A 15628-nucleotide genomic window follows, 5' to 3' on the forward strand; every position below is an offset into this window, starting at 1 on the left:
GGGTGCGGGGTGGGTGCGGAGTGAGTGCGGAAGACATGAAGGTGGGACAGGGATGAGAGGTTTGAACACGTGAACTATGACGCAGACGTGGCCGTGATCGGTGTTGGGTCCATCGGCAGCATGGCGCTGTGGCGGTTGGCCAGCCGCGGCGTAGCCGTGCACGGATTCGAGCAGTACGGCGTGCCGCATGACCGCAGCGCGATGGGCGGGGAGTCGCGGATGTTCCGCAGCACGAGCCCGCGGGAGCCGGTGTACGTGTCCTTCGCGGCGGAGTCGCTGGCGTTGTGGCAGCAGCTGGAGGCCGAGACCGGGCAGCGGGTCCTGCGGCTCAACGGAGAGCTGGTGCTCGGCCCCGAGACCGCGCCGCACATCGTCAACGTGCTGGAGTCCGTGCGGGCCTACGGCCTGGAGCACGAGCTTCTCGACGAGCGTGACATCGCCCGCCGCTACCCGCAGCAGCGGATCCGCCCCGGCGACATCGGCATCCTCGATCCCCACGCCGGGTTCCTCCGGCCGGAACTGGCGGTCCTGGCCGCGGCCCGGCGCGCGGGTGCGCTCGGCGCGGTGCTGCACGCTCACACGCCCGTGCTTCAGGTGGAACCCGACGCCGACGGAGTCACGGTCACCACCACGGAGCGCGCGCACCGTTACCAGCAGGTGGTCCTCGCGGGCGGTCCCTGGGTAGACCGGCTGGCGCCGCAGTTGCGAGGCAAGATCCAGGTCAGGCGGCCGATCCAAGTGTGGTACGCGGTGGACGATCCGCCGGCGTACACACCTGAGCGCTTCCCCATCACGCTGCGTCCCGAGGACGACGGCTTCTACGCCTTCCCCAGCCTGGACGGCGTCACGGTCAAAGCTGGCCCCACCGGCCCGTTCAAACAGGTGGTGCCGGACCCGGATCAGCTGGACCGCACGGTGGGCATGGACGAGGTCCGCACCCTGAACGAGATCATCAAGCGTGACCTCCCCGGACTGCACCCCGACCCGATTCGCGTCTCCGCCTACATGGATGGTTACACCGCGGACAACCGGCCGATCGCCGGGCACGCGGACAGCAGTGATCGCGTGGTGATCCTCGGCGGCTTCTCCGGCCTCGGCTTCAAGTACGCCACGGCGTTCGGCGAGGCTGGCGCGGAACTCGTCGTCGACGGCGCGTCCAGGTTCGACCTCAAGCCGTTCTCCCCGGACCGGGAGCTGAGCACATGGCCGAGCTGACCGGACCGGAGGTGGACCACAGGGCGGGACGGCCGGGAACTGAGCCGGGGGCCGCCGAGCAGGGGGTGGGAGCTGAGCACGTGGCGGAGCCTGCCCGTGAAAGAGGCGTGCCGGCTGACGCCGCGTTCGTGTTGCGATGCCCCCGCTGCGGCCGCGACGGGACCGGCACGTCCGGATGCCCGCACTGCCGCGCCGAGGGTGTGGCAGTGAACCTCGAACCGCCCCTGGCGGACCTGACCGCGCATGATCTCGCGGCCTTCCCGGGCGGCCCGTGGGGCTGGCGGGAGACGGTGCCGATCCCCGGCGGCGCGGCCGTGGTCACCTTGGGCGAAGGAAACACGCCCAACGTCTGGCTTCCTCCGCGCCCGGACGGCCGAGGAGTGTGGCTGAAGAACGAGGCCGCCAACCCGACCCTGACGCACAAGGACCGGTATATGGCCGCCGCCATGGCCACGGCGCGAGCGCAGGGGTTCGAGACGGTGATCGCGGCGTCCAGCGGCAACGCCGGTGCGTCTGCCGCGGCCTACGCCGCGAGAGCTGGGCTGCGCTGCGTCGTCGTCACGAAGAGCTCGCTGCCGCCCGCGATTCACGCGCAGATCCTCGCCGCCGGCGCGGTGGTGGTGGGCTTCGACGACAGCGTGGCCCGCAACAACACCATGCGGCAGGCCGTGGAGCAGCTCGGCTGGTTCCCCCTGACCAACTTCGTCGAACCCGGCGCGGGCGGGCATCCGTACGCCATCGAGGGGCTGAAGAGCATCGCCTACGAGCTCGCCCGCGATTTCGGCGACGAGCTCGGCGCGGTCGTGGTGCCGACGTCGCGGGCGGACCTGCTCAGCGGGGTCAGCCGTGGTTTCAAGGAGATCGTGGCCGCAGGCCTGCTGCGAGCATGTCCGCGTCTGATCGCGGCCGAGCCGAGTGTCGCTCCGGCGTTCAGTACGGCCCTGGCGCGTCCGGGCTTGCGGGATCAGGAGACCACCCAGATTCCCTACGTGGGTAGCGCGGCGTTCTCCATCGGCAGCGATGTCGCCAATTGGCAGGGGTTGCAGGCGCTGCGGGACAGCGGAGGAGAAGCGGTCGCTGTCGACGAGGCCACCTTCCTCGACGAGTACCGCCGGTGCGCGGCCGAGGACGGGATCTTCATCGAGGCGTCGTCGGCGGTCGCCGTGTCGGTGGCCCGTGGCGTGGCCGGTCCAGGCACGGTCGTGGCGCTCGGTACGTCGTCGGGGTTGAAAGACTTGGACCTGGCCCTGCGTGGTGCACCGGATCTGCCGGTCATCGAGGAGAATCTCGACGAGCTCCAGCGGGTGGTGGCCGACGCGGCGAAGCGTGCGTGATCGGTGGGGATTCTGGCCGGTGACCGGGCGGTGTCACACTGGCCGTGAAGATCTCCGTGGGGAAAACAGCCGGGTGTGGTGCCAGAGGGCGCGGAGGAGGGTAGGCGGCGAGACCTCCAACTCGGCGGCGGCCTGGTCGAGCAGGTGGCGGGCCTCAGTGGACGTCACCGCCCGGCCGAGGGCCTCACGTACGTACCGGACCGTGCGTGCGTCGGGCCTGGTGCCGTTCACGCCGAGGAGCATGAGGAAGTGTGCCCACGTCGCCGGGCCCAGGCCGGGCACGGCGGTGAACGCACGCCGGTGAGCGGGGGAGGGCTGGGCGAGATCGGCGGCGCGGCGCACCCCGGCGTAGGCCAGGTTCCGGGCCGCGTGGGTGATCGCCCAGCTGGCCGGCAGACCGCCGGGGAGGATCTGCCGGCTGTCCAGGACCGCGGCGAGGTGGACCGGGCTGGCCATGGCCAGTCGCCGCAGATCGTCGGGCCGGGCGGTGTTCCGCTCGGTGCTCCACCGCGCGGCCGACGTACCCGCGGCGTGGTGTGTGCGACCGCCCCGGGCACGGACGGACAGGACGGCCTCGATCAGGGCAAGCTCGATTCGCCCGGTCCGGCCACCGGGTCGTGACCGCCACGCGCGCGGCAGGTCGTTGTCGATGGTCTTGGCGAGCAGGGTGATGTCGTGGGGATCCGCAGCCATGGTGGTCCTTCAGCGTTCGCGGCCGTGATGTGACGGGCGCAGCTTACAGGGGCCACGTTGCCGGCGACGCCATTGTGTGTTGCGCCGGCATGATGGAATCGTGGCATGACGGATATGCGCTATCGCCAGCTGGGCGAATCAGGTCTGACGGTGTCTGTTTTGGGTGTCGGGTGCAACGCGTTCGGTAATCGGATCGACGCCACGGCAGTGGGTGAGGTGGTCGCAGCCGCGATCGACCATGGCATCACCCTCTTCGACACCGCCGATGTCTACGGCACCGGCCAGAGCGAGACCCTGCTGGGTGAGGCTCTCGGCGGCCGGCGCGCCGACGTGGTGGTGGCCACCAAGTTCGGCATGGACATGCAGGGCGCCAACGGGCCGGACTGGGGCACTCGAGGCTCGCGCCGCTACATCCGCACCGCGGTGGAAGCGAGCCTGCGCCGGCTGGGGACCGACTGGATCGACCTCTATCAGATGCACGAACCGGATCCGCGTACACCGGTGGAGGAGACACTCGCGGCGCTGCACGAGCTGGTGCTTGAAGGCAAGATCCGCTACGTCGGCTCGTCGAACTTCTCCGCCTGGCAGGTGGTCGACGCCGACTGGGTGGCCCGCTCCAGCGGGTTCGAACGGTTCATCAGCGCACAGAACAAGTACTCCCTCTACGACCGGTCGGCCGAGGCGGAGCTGGTGCCCGCCGCCCAGCACTCCGGCGTGGGCATCCTGCCGTTCTTCCCACTGGAGTACGGCCTGCTCACCGGGAAGTACCGCCGCGGCGAACAGGCGCCAGAGGGCAGCCGGCTCGCCAGCCGGACGTCCGTGCTCGACCGGGCCGATTTCGACCGGATCGAGGCGCTCGAGGGCTACGCCGCCGAACGGGATCTTGGTATTCTTGACGTCGCGATCGGCGGCCTTGCCGCGCAGCCGGCCGTCGGGTCGGTCATCGCCGGCGCCACCAGCGCGGCGCAGATCGAGGCCAATGTCCGCGCGGCGCACTGGCAGCCCACACCGGCTGACCTGGCCGAGCTGGACGAGATCTCGTCCTGACGCTGGCCGGGCACTCCAGCGCGGGTCACGGTTTCACCGGCACGAGTAGGGGATCAGCGCCGAGCACCGCCGACGTCGGTCCCAGGGGCGAGGGACGTTGATAGACACCGATCTACTGGGCTACTGGTCCGACGACGGCCGGCGTTCTGGTGCCGCCGAGGCCAACGACATGGCCTTTCGCGACGACGGCTCCGGGTTCACGTACTGGGCGCGCATCGTCGGGGGAACATTCACCGTCGAACGCTTCACCTGGCTGGTCGATGCCGGCGGGCGGCTGCAGATCAGGTTCAACGAGCTGCTGTACGGCAACTGGGTGGTGGAGAACGGGCAGATCGTGCACCGGGTGGAGAACACGAGCCCGGCTACCGACATCCCGCGCGAATTCCAGATCACCACGTACTCGGTGACATCCGGAACCAGCATGTTCGGCAAGAGGATCACCAGCCTGAAGCTGGACGTGCTCATTCATCTCGGCGCACAGGTGTATTACTACAAGCACAACGACGTCGATACGACATACGGCGTATTCGACCCACGACGGGACATCCGCTAGTCTCCGAATGTGATTGATCGCCATTCGGATGAACTCGTCTGGAAACAACTCGCCAACAGTCTGCGTCAGCAGATCGAATCCGGTGAGATCACCAGAACTCTCCCGGCGGAGAGATATCTGCGCGAGACGTACAAGGTCTCCGCGTCGACGGTGAGCAAGGCTATGGGACTCCTCGCCGAGGAGGGGCTGATCGTGCGGCTCACCGGGCTGGGGACGTTCGTCAAAGACCCGGCCAGACACCGGAAGACGGAGTAGGTCGCAGGCCCCACCCGTCAGCCGTCGCCGCTGACCGCGGCCATCCGCGGCGGTTCGCGGCGCACTGCCCTGGTGAAAGCGCTGGGCAGCGCGCCGCGGTCCCGTCCCGGCCGGTGGAGGCGATCAGGCGCCCGCCTCATGCCGGCACTCGTAGTACGAGGTGCCGGGAGCGGCCTGCAGGTCGCTGCCGGTGGGCAGGCGGACGTCGGCGGTGGCGCCGGGCGGGACGCTCACCTCCATCTGGAACCGCTCCCCGTCGAGCCGCCAGGAGACCTTGATGCTTCCGTACGGGGATTGATGGGTGACGCATGCGGACGTGATTCCGCCGCCCGGCCGCGGCGCGATGCGGAAATGCCGATATCCCGGATGGTCGTCGAGCAGCTGAATTCCTCCGGTATATCTGTGCAGGAAAGAAACGACGGCGCCTTTGCTGTAGTGATTCAGCGACAGGTACGGTATGCCGTTCTCGCTTACTCCATTCCAGTCTTCCCATATCGTCGTCGCGCCACGATCCACCATGGTGAGCCAGGACGGGGGAGTGTCCTGGAAAAGAACCTCGTAGGCGATGTCGAGGTGCCCGGCATCGGCGAGCACCGGCAGCAGGTACGGAGTGGCGAGAAAGCCGGTGCCGAGGTGGGTCCCGGCCTTGCGGATGAGTTCGACCAGCCGCTGCGCCATCTGCGGGCGCGACTCGTCCGGAACCAGGCCGAACGCCAGCGCTCGCACGTAGGTGGCCTGGGTGTCCGGAGCCAGCGTGCCGTCGCCGCGGATGAACTCCGTCTGCCAGGCCGCCCGGGTGGCGGCCGCGAGGTTGCGGTAGCGGACGGCGTCGTCGTCCCGGCCCAAGATGCCTGCGATGCGGGCCAGCAGGCTGGCGGAGTAATGCAGATACGCCGTGGCGACGGCGCCGTGGTCCGCGACGGCGAGCGTGCTGATGATGTTCGGCTCCCAGACGTCGGGCTCCAGCCACTCGCCCCAGTGGTACCCGCTGTCCCAGAGGAACTCCTCATGCACGGCCGGTTCCGGGCGAGCGGCCACCCGATCCGGATGACGGTGTTCCCGGGCGGCGCGTGCCGCGTACTCGACCCACGCCGTCATCGACGGCCATTGCTCGGCCAGAACGTCGACGTCCGCGTAGGCGCGATACGTCTCCCACGGCACGATCACCGCGGCGTCGCCCCAGCCGGAGGAGCCGGGCGGGGCGCCGATCTTCTTCAGCGCCCGCATCGACATCGTCTCCGGGACGCAGTGCAGCACCAGGCCGTCGGATTGCTGCTCCGCGGCCAGGTCGCGCAGCCACTTGGTGGAGAACCCGGCGACGTCGTAGAGGAACGCCGCCGTGGGCGCGAAGATCTGCCAGTCGCCGGTCCACCCGGCCCGTTCCCGGGTGGGGCAGTCGGTGGGGATGTCACAGGCGTTGCCGCGGAAGCTCCACATCGCGGCGTCGTGCAGGGCGTTGATCCGCTCGTCGCTGCATGTGAACGAGCCGGTGGGCCGGAGCGCGGTGTGCACCACCACACCCGTGGCCTGATCCGGCTCGATGGTCCCGGGGTGGCCCTCCACCCGCACGTAGCGGAAGCCGTGAGTGGTGTGGCGGGGCTCGAAGAACTCACCCGGCCGCCCGGACGAGACGACGCTGTCGACCTGTAGCGGCAGGGCCAGGTTGGCGAACTCCGGATCCTGCAGGTCCTGGTTGGCTTCGGGGTCGGGGACCAGATTGGCCTGGGTGACGTCGCCGTCCGGATCGAGCGCCTCGCCGTGCGTGAGGGTCAGCTCGGTACCGGCCGGGCCGAGGCTCTCCAGCCTGATCCAGCCGTTGATGTTGCGGCCCAGGTCGATCACCTGCCGGTCCGGGCGCGGCTGGGTCACGGCTATCGGGCGTAGTTCCTCCACTCGTCGCACGGGCGGGGCCGGCGAGGACGTCAGGCGGGACAGATCGTGGTCGCGGACCCGCACGCCTGCCCAGCCGTGGTCACCACCGCCGGTGGCAGTCCCGTCGGTGTCAGTCCCGCCGGCGCCAGCTGCGTCGGTGTCAGTCGCGCCGGGGCCAATCGCGCCAGTGAAAGCCCCGCTAGGAGCACTCCAGCCGGGGCGGGCGTGCCGCAGATCGATCCGCTGGCCCTGATAGAGGTCGGCCTCGGTGATGGCCCCGGTGCCGACCTCCCAGTCCGGTCCGGTCCCGATGCTGGTGACCGAGCCGTTGTCCTGGGTGACGTCGAGCTGCGCGAGCAGAGCGACGCTGTCCCCGTACAGGTTGGTCAGCCGGAAGCCGCTGACCTGCCCGCGGAACCAGCCGTCGGAGACGATCGCGCCGACGACGTTCTCCCCGGGCTCAAGGAGACCGGTCACGTCGAAGGCCTGCACCTGCAGGATGGAACCGTAGCTGGTGAAGCCCGGGGTGAGCTCCATGTCGCCCACCCGGCGCCCGTTGATGTGGCACTCGTACACGCCGTGCGCCGTCGCGTACAGGCGGGCCTTCTTCACCTCGCCGGCCAGGGTGAACGAATGCCGGAACAGGTAGGCGGGCCGCGGCGTGCGGTCGCGGACGTCCTCGGCCTCGTCGGGCTCGATGAAGCGTGCCGTCCAGTCACCGGCTTCGAGCAGTCCGGCCTCCCACCACCCCGGCGCCGACCAGTCGCTGCGCCCGGCGTCGGTCCACACCTGGACCTGCCACTCCACTCGCCGGCCCGAGCGTGCGGGCGGGCCGCCATACCGGACGAGCACGGACTGGTCCGATTCCACCCGGCCGGAGTCCCAGCCGTCGGCGCGGATCCGGTACGCCACCTGCCGGCGGCTGCCCGCCGGTAGCTGCCAGGACAGCCGCGGCTGCCGGACGGTGATCCCCAGGGGATCGGGAAGATGCTCGACACGCAAGGAGTGTGGGGCCGTCACAAGATCTCTCCTTCACCGATCCGCCGGAACGGGCGGAGTCTCCGGGCTGGTCACGGGCCGTAACGCGGTCATCGGCGGCCTGCGTTCGCGTGCACGGTCCGCAGAGGGCTCACCGGTCGGCAGAGGATGTATAGATGAAAGGGCGATTTTACAGAATAAACTAGCTGTCCGTTCCGTGGTGGTCAAACGGTCCGGTTCGGGTCCTGCCGATCCGTCGGCGGTCCACGTGGTTCGCTTCCCGCTGTCGATGAGCGTGCTCTTGCGCTCGCGGCTCGGGTCATCGAGAGGACACGTCGTGAATCTGGCGGGACCCCAAACAGCCATCATCACCGGTGCAGGAACGGGGCTGGCGCGGGCCACCGCGGAGAAGCTAACCGCGATGGGATACATGTGTGCGATCGCGGGAACCAGCAGGGCAAGCTTGGAGAACATCGCAGCGATCGTCGCCACCTGGGGTGGGCAGGCGGTGCCGGTGGAGGTGAACGTGGTGCGCTCCGGCGCGATAGAGATGCGTCACTACTCGAAGACGTCGGTCACGTGCCCGGACATCGCCGACACCCCACCCCTTCGGCGCGTCGGCGGGCCTGAAGAGGTCGCCAATGTGGTCAGCTTCCTGCTGTCCACGGAGTACAGCTATGTGACCGGGGCGGACATCGCTGTGGACGGCGGGTGGACGTCGCTGGTCTCCTGAGCCCGAACGTGCGGACTTTCGCCTACTTCTGGATCTCGTAGCGCAGAAGGACCACGCCGTTGTCGAATAAGGTGGCCTCGACCGGCTGCAGGTCGTGCGAGCCCTCGAAGATGCGCGTTCCCGTGCCGCGTGCCGCTGGGCAGACCAGCATCCGGACTTCGTCGACGACGCCCGTGTCCAGCAGGGAGCGCATGAGCTTCAAGCTGCCCCACAGCCAGATGTCCTGGCCGCTCTGCTCCTTGAGTTCCCGGATGGTGGCGGCTGGGTCGCGCGTTACGGTGCCGGCGGGAAAGTCGCCCCAGGGCGCGTCCTCCAGCTGCGACGAAGCGACGAACCTGGTCAGATTGTTGAGCTTCTCGCCGTACTCGCCCTGCTCGACGGCGTATGGCCAGTAGTCCTTGGTCTGGGTGTACGTATTCGCGCCGAGAATCATTGTGTCGACCGAGTCGATGAATCCCATCATGCTTGCCTTGAAGGCTGGATCGGTGGTCTCGGAGAAGGGCTCCCCTGACACGAAACTGAGCCCGCCGTCCTCTTCCGCGGCGATGTTGTCGACGGTAACCCACTGCTGGACTATGAGCTTTCGCATGGCGCCCCGTCGGCCGGTGTCGTCCATGGTGATCTCCTCTCAGGTTCGGTTGTGCGTGTTCAGGCTTGCTGGCGTCCCTTCTGTTGCCGCATGAGCTCCTCAATGGCGGTGGGCAGGGTGTTCTCGAAGTCGATAAGCTTGGCCCAGGTCGGGGTCACCACGACCCGGACCATGCCGTCGTAGAGCGACCGCACGCCGGCCTCCCACTCGGCCCGTTGCTCGGGCGTCATCTCGTAGGTGCCGTTCCACTGGAAGTACTCCTCGGGGATGCCGTCGACGGCATCCAGCTCGGTCTGGCCACGGATGAGCAGGACCTTCGGCGGGTGCGTCTCGGTGTCGATGGTCAGGGCGACGGCGGGGTTGCGCCGCAGGGCCGGCAGCTTCCGCGCGTTCTTCGCGGTGCACATGACGATCTGCGAGCCGTTCCACGTGAACCCGATCGGGATCGACCGGGGGGTGCCGTCGAGCGCGACGAAGGCCAGGCGGGTCAGGTCGCGGGCCAGGAGCTCTTGGCTGAGCGGCTGGCTGAGGATCTCGTCGATAGCGTGCTGATTCATGATCGGTTTGCTCCTAAGGATCGGCGATGTGCCGGCGGTGGGCACCACGGGGACGGAGCCGTGCCCGGCACTTCGACACGGCCCGACTGTGACGTACAACACCGCCGTGCTTGGATCAGTTGTAGTAGCGGCGGGCGCTCGACCCGATCCGGGTGATGTCGGTGCCGTAGATGTGCAAACTGATGGCGGTTTCGGTGCCGTCGTTCCGAATGAGGTGGATGTCGCCCGGCGGCGCGAAGCCGCTGACCTCGCCCGAGTGGTTGTCGCGTACACCCACGGGGTTGAGCGATTCATCGAACAGTTCTTCGTGCTCGGTGCCCGCTAGCACGCCCACGACGCACCACGTGATGTGGTCGTGGATGCGGGTGCTCTGGCCGGGCCGCCAGACCAGACCGAGGATGGAGAACGTGCCGTCAGGCTCGGCGTGCAGGAGGTGGCCGGCAGGTCGGTCGGGGTGACCGCGACGCTGCTCGGGTGTCAGAAGGCCGGGGCCGGGTAGGTGTGTGCGGAGCTGGCCGGCGACGAGGTCCGCGGTGCGAGCCCAATCGTCTCGCATGCCGGTCACTTGGCGCACCGCCACGACGAGATCGGTGAGCGCGGGCGTGTCCGCCGAGGCGGCCGGGTAGTGAGTGGCCGATGTGATTGTCATGGCGTGTCCTCCACTTTTCACGAGCGAATCTGTCCCGCTCAGCGTCTCGCCAAAAGCTCTCATTCGTCTAATGACAATCTTCACGCCTACCCATGACTATCATTGATGGATGCTGGATATCCTGCGGTTACGCGTGCTCGCGGCGATCGCCGCGCACGGCTCGGTCACCAAGGCCGCCAAGCAGCTGAATTACTCACAGCCAGCGGTCAGCCACCATCTGGCTCGGCTGGAGGCCGAGACCGGCGCACGGCTCGTGCAGCGGGTCGGCCGGGGCATCCGGCTCACGCCGGAGGGCGAACACCTGGCCCGTCGCGCCGCTGAGATCGTCGGCCGGGTCGACACCGCTGCCGCGGAACTGTCCGCGATGGTGGGCCTGCGCACCGGCCGGGTCCGGGTCGCCGGCTTCCAATCGGCGCTGGCCACGCTGGTGCCTCACGCCGCGGCCACCCTGCGCCGCGAGCACCCCGGTATCGAGCTGCACCTGAGCGACGCCCATCCGCGGGTGGCACTTGACCTCCTGCGGTCCGGAGAGGTCGACGCCGCCGTCATCTTCCGCTACGACGACGCGACACCGGACGACATCCGCGCCACCCATCTGTTCGACGACCCGATGTGCCTGCTCAGCCTCGAACCCGGCCAGACGCTGGCCGACCACCGCGAGTCGGACTGGATCGCCGGTTGCGTGAACTGCCGACAGGAGTTCGTCGAGGCATGCCAGCAAGTCGGCTTCACCCCGAACATCGCCTACACCAGCGACGACGTGATCGTCGACCAGGCACTCGTCGCCGCCGGCATGGGCGTGACCACCATGCCCGCGCTGGCCCTGCGCACCCACTGGCTGCCCGGGATCCGGGCAACCCAACTGCGTGGCTTCCGGAGACGCGTCTACCTGGCCACCTACGGTGACCCACCGAATCCCCCCGCGACCACGGCCTTCATCGCCGCGCTGGACCACGCCGTCCGGCAGACCCGAACCGACGAGCCGACCCCACCCACAACGGCCCCGCATCCGGTGGACATCAGCGAAGCGACAGAAGATCCACCGGCGTGACCGCACACCCGGCTGCGCCTCATACCGGCCTCCGAAAAGGTCAGCGGGTGTCGCGCCGCAGCGGATGATCGCCGGGGATCTCCACCAGGACGATCGCGATACCGTCCGGGTCCTCGATCCACATCTCGATCAGGCCCCACGGCTCCTGGCGCGGTTCGCGCGTGATCGCGACACCGACGGCGGCGAGGCGGTGGTGCTCGGCGCGCACGTCGCGTACCTGGAGCCAGATCCGCACCGGGCCGGGAGGTTCCTCGGCACCGGAGCCCGATACTTCCAGAAGGCCCTGCCCGAGGAAGAAGGCGACACCGGGATGCTCAGGTGGGCCGAATTCCCGATAGACGGCCAGGCCGAGCACATCCCGGTAGAAGCGCTGGCTGCGCTGCGGATCCGACGGCCGAAGCAAGATGCGGCTGCTGAGGATCTCCATGCCCGATCATCCCTCGCTGGGGTGGCCGGTGGCTATCGCGTGCTGCCGACGCCCGAGATGACAGCGCGGCGTGCCGCTCGGCTCACCGTCGCCGCGCGCGGATGAGGAACCGGTGGCTGGTGACCGTGAAGCCGCCGGATGCGCGGATGGTGGCGTCGATCTCGCGCAGGCGCTCGTCGAACCGCTCGACGTCGAACCCGGGAACTTGCCACGGCACCGCTGTGAGCTGGTAGACCACCGCACCGATGTCGAGGTAGCGGGTGGCCGGGAACTCCTCGCGTGCCATCTCGACGACCAGCCCCGCGGCCTCCAGCGCACTGACAGCCGTAGTCAGAGTGTGCTCGTCGTGGCCGGCCGGCCGCGGCACACCGAGGGCGTCGTTGAACGCGGTGTCGTTGCGGCTGCCGACCTGCTGGGTGAGCAACGTCCCGCCCGCCCGCAGCACCCGCGCGATCTCTTCCGCGTGGAGCATGCCGTGCCGGTTGAGGGCCAGGTCGACGTCGCCGTCGGCTACGGGCAGCGCCGCGCCCGTGCCGGGCCGGACCTCCACACCCAAGGGAGCCAGCCGCGCCTTCGCGATCGGCACGTTGGGTGGGTGCGGTTCAGTGGCGATCGCGTCGGGCAGGTCACCCAGGTCCGCCAGAAGAGCCCCGTCGCCCGTGTCGATGTCCAGGACGCGGGTGGCACCAGCGATCGCGGCGCGCGCCAATCCCGAGTAGTCCCACGTCAGTTCTTCGCCGGCCGTCCGCCCGGTCAGCCAGGAGAAATCCCAGCCCTCGAAGGGCGCGGCGACCGCCTCGCGGACCAAGTGCTCGTACGCACGCTCACCTGGCGGGGCCGGCGTCGTCTCGCTCTCCAACGTCACTCCTCGATCTCGGACACATCTGGTTCAGCTCGCTCAGGTAGTCGTCGAGCGGCTCCAGGCCTGCGTCGGCGCGTCGCTGCTCGACGTTCTCGGGGTCGACGATCGGGGTGGCGGGTTCGGCGCCGTCGGGCCCGCAGCCGATCTGAGTGCCATATAGCTGTGGCAGTCCTTTGCCGACGGCTACCCGGTCCTCGAGATAGGCGAGGTTTCCCGCGGATGCCTGGCCCTCGGCGGCCGCCGCGCGGAGCAGTTCGAGCGCCCGCTCCTGGAAGCCGGGGTCGAGGTCGGAGTGCTGGGCGATGGCCCAGGCGGCCTCGGCTCCATCCTCACCCACCAGGTCGAAGGTCGGCCAGCCGTACTCGTCGATGATCTCGGCCAGCCGGTCGGTGCGCGTTTGGTCGCCGTCCATCGGCGCCTCACCCGTGCGCTCGGCCTGGTCGTCGTCGAGCATCCGCATCAGCTCGTCATGCAGCGCCTGGTTGAAGGCGTGCGACGACGATGCGCCGGACGGCTCGTCGTCGCTCTCGGAGCAGCCTGGGCCGGCGAGGAGCACGCATCCCAGCAGCGCCGATGCGCGCAGAAGGTGGACCGCGCGACGTGTTCTGGCATGACTGGCCCGCACAGCGGTCTCACCCCTCCCGGGTACAGGGTTCCGGTGATCACCAGGATCACCGAGGCTTCAGGCTAGCGGGCCGGCCCGCGCCGCGGCACCCGGTTAATGGCGGGGGGCCGCCGGGGCGGGAGATCGTCGTCCGCGGCCGGATGGACACCGGCCAGATGCCCTACCCTCGGATCATGACTGGTTCTCCTGCAGTCACGCTGCGCGCGGCCAGGCCCGACGACGCCCCGGCGGTGGCCGCCATCTGGCACGACGGCTGGCCGGACGGGCACCTCGGGCACGTCCCTGACGACCTGGTGGCAGCCCGCACCGCGGAGTCGTTCGCCACCCGCGCGGCCGAGCGCGTCGATGACACGGTGGTGGCGATCGTGGACGCCGCCGTGGCCGGGTTCGTCATGGTGAGTGACGACGAGGTGGAACAGGTCTACGTGGCGGCACGGCATCGAGGTACGGGCGTGGCGGGCGTCCTGCTCGCCGCGGCGGAGTGCGTCGTCGCCGATCATGGCCGGCAGCAGGCGTGGCTCGCGGTGGTCGCGGGAAACGCTCGTGCCCGCAGGTTCTACGAACGCCAGGGATGGGCCGACGATGGACCGTTCGAGTACTACGCGCCGGGCGGCGACGGCGAGATCCTCGTGCCGTGCCGCCGGTACACGAAGCGCGTGGGCCGGCCTGCCGACGACGCCGTCTGAGCCGGAGCTCAGGCGGATTTCTCCCGGCGGTGCGGCTTGTGTGCCAGGTGATCGCGTGGCACGAGCGTGGGGTTGACGTTCTCCAGGACGGTGTCGCGGGTGATGACCACGCGGCCGACGTCCTTGCGGCTGGGGATCTCGTACATGACGTTGAGCAGGACTTCTTCGAGGATGGCGCGGGTGGCCCGGGCACCGGTGCGGCGCAGGAGCGCCTGATCGGCGATGGCGGCCACCGCGTCGTCGTCGAACTCCAGCTCCACGCCGTCGAGCTCGAACAGCACCTGGTACTGCTTGATCAGCGCGTTGCGTGGCTCGGTGAGGATGCGGATGAGCGTGTCGCGGTCCAGCGGGCTCACCGTGGTGAGGATCGGCAGCCGGCCGACGAACTCCGGAATCAGCCCGTACTTGAGCAGGTCTTCCGGCATCACCTGGGCGAACACGTCCGCGGACTCGCGCTCCGCCTTGGTGCCGATCTCGGCGGCGAAACCGAGGCCACGCCTGCCGACGCGCTGCTGGATGATGTCGTCCAGGCCGGCGAAGGCGCCACCGACGATGAACAGCACCTTGGTGGTGTCGATCTGGATGAACTCCTGCTGTGGGTGCTTGCGGCCACCCTGGGGCGGGACGTTCACCGTAGCGCCCTCGAGGATCTTCAGCAGCGCCTGCTGGACGCCCTCGCCCGAGACGTCCCGGGAGATGGACGGGTTCTCGCTCTTGCGGGCGATCTTGTCGATCTCGTCGATGTAGATGATGCCTGTCTCGGCCTTCTTGACGTCGTAGTCCGCAGCCTGGATCAGTTTCAGCAGGATGTTCTCGACGTCTTCGCCGACGTAGCCGGCCTCGGTGAGCGCAGTGGCGTCGGCGATGGCGAACGGCACGTCCAGCAACCGAGCCATCGTCTGCGCCAGATGCGTCTTGCCGCAGCCGGTGGGGCCGACCAGCAGGACGTTGGACTTGTCGATCTCGACGGAATTGTCCTGAGGCGCCTCGCGGCCCGCCGACGGGCTGGACGGCAGGACTCGCTTGTAGTGGTTGTAGACGGCAACCGAGAGTGACTTCTTGGCCATGTCCTGGCCGATCACGTACTGCTCGAGAAACTCGTAGATCTGGCGCGGCTTCAGCAGCTCGCGGTTGGCGTCCGCGCCGTCCTCGGTGAGCTCCTCCTCGAGGATCTCGTTGCAGATGACGATGCACTCGTCACAGATGCATATGCGGCTGGGCCCCGCGATGAGCTTCTTGACCTGCTTCTGCGTCTTGCCGCAGAACGAGCACTTGAGCAGGTCGCTGCTCTCGCCGATGCGCGCCACTCGAATACGTCCCCTCAACAAGTCGGTGCCGGCGACACCCGGAGATGTTAAGGGCCGGGGAGCCTCCTGCGGTGAACGGGTACCACTGAGATGATCTCGCCATCCTGTGCGTTCACGGTATCCCGGATCCGAACCCACAGCAACGGATTGACGACGTTGGCACGGCGGAGCGGCGGAGCGGCGGGGCGGTGCGGC

The 15628-nt window shown here is 68.8% G+C and carries 17 protein-coding genes; 8 read left to right on the forward strand and 9 right to left on the reverse strand.

What is annotated here, in order from left to right:
• Positions 1–69 precede the first annotated feature (69 nt).
• Both solA and G1H11_RS13825 read left to right on the forward strand, forming a co-directional pair.
• On the forward strand, positions 70–1215 hold the full coding sequence (gene solA, locus G1H11_RS13820) for an N-methyl-L-tryptophan oxidase (RefSeq protein ID WP_163819178.1): 1146 nt from the start codon (positions 70–72) through the stop codon (positions 1213–1215).
• On the forward strand, positions 1203–2549 hold the full coding sequence (locus G1H11_RS13825) for a threonine synthase (protein WP_163819179.1): 1347 nt from the start codon (positions 1203–1205) through the stop codon (positions 2547–2549). Before solA ends, G1H11_RS13825 begins: the two co-directional genes overlap by 13 nt.
• 33 nt (positions 2550–2582) lie before the next feature.
• Here G1H11_RS13825 and G1H11_RS13830 read toward each other — a convergent pair whose 3' ends face one another.
• Positions 2583–3242, reverse strand: coding sequence for a hypothetical protein (locus tag G1H11_RS13830; protein WP_163819180.1), 660 nt, complete (start codon positions 3240–3242; stop codon positions 2583–2585).
• Positions 3243–3347: 105 nt separating this feature from the next.
• Here G1H11_RS13830 and G1H11_RS13835 point away from each other — a divergent pair, with 105 nt between their 5' ends.
• From G1H11_RS13835 to G1H11_RS13845, 3 genes are all read left to right on the forward strand, one after another.
• Positions 3348–4289, forward strand: a complete 942-nt coding sequence (locus tag G1H11_RS13835; RefSeq protein ID WP_163819181.1) for an aldo/keto reductase — start codon at positions 3348–3350, stop codon at positions 4287–4289.
• A gap of 97 nt (positions 4290–4386) precedes the next feature.
• A complete protein-coding gene (locus tag G1H11_RS13840) occupies positions 4387–4842 on the forward strand; it encodes a hypothetical protein (RefSeq protein ID WP_163819182.1) in 456 nt (151 codons plus the stop codon).
• Positions 4843–4851: 9 nt separating this feature from the next.
• Complete coding sequence (locus G1H11_RS13845; protein ID WP_163819183.1) at positions 4852–5097, forward strand: GntR family transcriptional regulator; 246 nt, start codon at positions 4852–4854, stop codon at positions 5095–5097.
• A gap of 123 nt (positions 5098–5220) precedes the next feature.
• On the opposite strand, the gene G1H11_RS13850 is transcribed toward G1H11_RS13845, so the two are convergent.
• Positions 5221–7989: a family 78 glycoside hydrolase catalytic domain gene (locus G1H11_RS13850; protein WP_163819184.1), complete on the reverse strand. Its 2769-nt coding sequence runs from the start codon at positions 7987–7989 to the stop codon at positions 5221–5223.
• Positions 7990–8284: 295 nt separating this feature from the next.
• Here G1H11_RS13850 and G1H11_RS13855 point away from each other — a divergent pair, with 295 nt between their 5' ends.
• Positions 8285–8680: an SDR family oxidoreductase gene (locus G1H11_RS13855; protein WP_216843751.1), complete on the forward strand. Its 396-nt coding sequence runs from the start codon at positions 8285–8287 to the stop codon at positions 8678–8680.
• Positions 8681–8702: 22 nt separating this feature from the next.
• On the opposite strand, the gene G1H11_RS13860 is transcribed toward G1H11_RS13855, so the two are convergent.
• From G1H11_RS13860 to G1H11_RS13870, 3 genes are all read right to left on the reverse strand, one after another.
• Positions 8703–9269 carry a dihydrofolate reductase family protein gene (locus G1H11_RS13860; RefSeq protein WP_163819434.1) on the reverse strand — a complete coding sequence of 189 codons (567 nt, stop codon included), beginning with the start codon at positions 9267–9269 and terminating at the stop codon, positions 8703–8705.
• A 59-nt stretch (positions 9270–9328) separates the two neighbouring features.
• Positions 9329–9826: a pyridoxamine 5'-phosphate oxidase family protein gene (locus G1H11_RS13865; protein ID WP_163819185.1), complete on the reverse strand. Its 498-nt coding sequence runs from the start codon at positions 9824–9826 to the stop codon at positions 9329–9331.
• Between the two features lie 115 nt (positions 9827–9941).
• Positions 9942–10475 carry a cysteine dioxygenase family protein gene (locus G1H11_RS13870; protein ID WP_163819186.1) on the reverse strand — a complete coding sequence of 178 codons (534 nt, stop codon included), beginning with the start codon at positions 10473–10475 and terminating at the stop codon, positions 9942–9944.
• A gap of 109 nt (positions 10476–10584) precedes the next feature.
• Here G1H11_RS13870 and G1H11_RS13875 point away from each other — a divergent pair, with 109 nt between their 5' ends.
• Entirely contained in the window at positions 10585–11526 is a 942-nt protein-coding gene (locus tag G1H11_RS13875) for a LysR family transcriptional regulator (RefSeq protein ID WP_163819187.1), read from the forward strand.
• 40 nt (positions 11527–11566) lie between these two features.
• Here the strand turns inward: G1H11_RS13875 and G1H11_RS13880 are convergent, their stop codons facing one another.
• The 3 genes from G1H11_RS13880 to G1H11_RS13890 form a co-directional block, all read right to left on the reverse strand.
• Positions 11567–11953 (reverse strand): VOC family protein, encoded by a 387-nt coding sequence (locus tag G1H11_RS13880; RefSeq protein ID WP_163819188.1) that lies wholly within the window; start codon positions 11951–11953, stop codon positions 11567–11569.
• Positions 11954–12035: 82 nt separating this feature from the next.
• On the reverse strand, positions 12036–12812 hold the full coding sequence (locus G1H11_RS13885) for a class I SAM-dependent methyltransferase (protein WP_163819189.1): 777 nt from the start codon (positions 12810–12812) through the stop codon (positions 12036–12038).
• Positions 12778–13440: a DUF6624 domain-containing protein gene (locus G1H11_RS13890; protein ID WP_163819190.1), complete on the reverse strand. Its 663-nt coding sequence runs from the start codon at positions 13438–13440 to the stop codon at positions 12778–12780. The genes G1H11_RS13885 and G1H11_RS13890 overlap by 35 nt, the downstream gene beginning before the upstream one ends.
• A 173-nt stretch (positions 13441–13613) precedes the next feature.
• On the opposite strand from G1H11_RS13890, the gene G1H11_RS13895 reads away from it, so the two are divergent.
• Entirely contained in the window at positions 13614–14126 is a 513-nt protein-coding gene (locus G1H11_RS13895) for a GNAT family N-acetyltransferase (protein ID WP_163819191.1), read from the forward strand.
• 8 nt (positions 14127–14134) lie between these two features.
• Here the strand turns inward: G1H11_RS13895 and clpX are convergent, their stop codons facing one another.
• Positions 14135–15433 (reverse strand): ATP-dependent Clp protease ATP-binding subunit ClpX, encoded by a 1299-nt coding sequence (gene clpX / locus G1H11_RS13900; RefSeq protein WP_163819192.1) that lies wholly within the window; start codon positions 15431–15433, stop codon positions 14135–14137.
• Between the last annotated feature and the right edge of the window lie 195 nt (positions 15434–15628).

It is taken from the genome of Phytoactinopolyspora alkaliphila, from assembly GCF_010550695.1.
GTDB classification, from domain to species: Bacteria; Actinomycetota; Actinomycetes; order Jiangellales; family Jiangellaceae; genus Phytoactinopolyspora; species Phytoactinopolyspora alkaliphila.